1 protein-coding gene is annotated in these 533 nt (G+C 42.8%); it reads right to left on the bottom strand.

Annotated features, from left to right (window positions below; all coding sequences use genetic code 11):
* Nucleotides 1–244: cytochrome b (locus WH277_RS01690; protein ID WP_339504015.1), on the bottom strand; the 244-nt coding region annotated here is incomplete at its 3' end.
* Between the last annotated feature and the right edge of the window lie 289 nt (nt 245–533).

Raw genomic sequence — 533 nt, forward strand, 5'->3', positions numbered from 1 at the left:
AACTGCTGAGAGGTTTAGGGGGCGGCGAAACAAAACGCCACACCACGCGCACCAGCATCACAACAAACAGCACCATACCGATACTTTTGTGCAGCTCCGGCGCTTTGTGATACCAGGTATCATAATAGCCCTGGGTGACCATCCACAGACCAAGTGCAAACATACCGTAAACGGTACCCGCCACCAGCCAGTGCATAGCAATACTCAGTGAGCCATAACGCAACACGCTATTTTTCAATTGCATTGAGAGACCCGTTTGTCAGAATTTTCAATAAGACTGACCAGATGTAAGGGCAAAATCAACAAATAATTTTACTGGTTTTAAAATTCACTCATGGCGTGAAATATTTTGAACAAAATATTGAATCATGCCCAGTAATTCAGAAGGCATAGAGGGGGTGTCGGCGCTATCTGACTTATTGTTGGCGCTTTGACGGCAGTTTGATGAAAGTATGATGTTCTGATTTTTTGCTGTTTAATTAAGGTAATGTCAATTTTTTGTCACGTTATGTCAATATCAGGCAGGGTTTAAT

This window comes from Erwinia sp. MYb416 (assembly GCF_037479575.1).
In the GTDB taxonomy this organism is placed as follows: domain Bacteria; phylum Pseudomonadota; class Gammaproteobacteria; order Enterobacterales; family Enterobacteriaceae; genus Erwinia; species Erwinia rhapontici.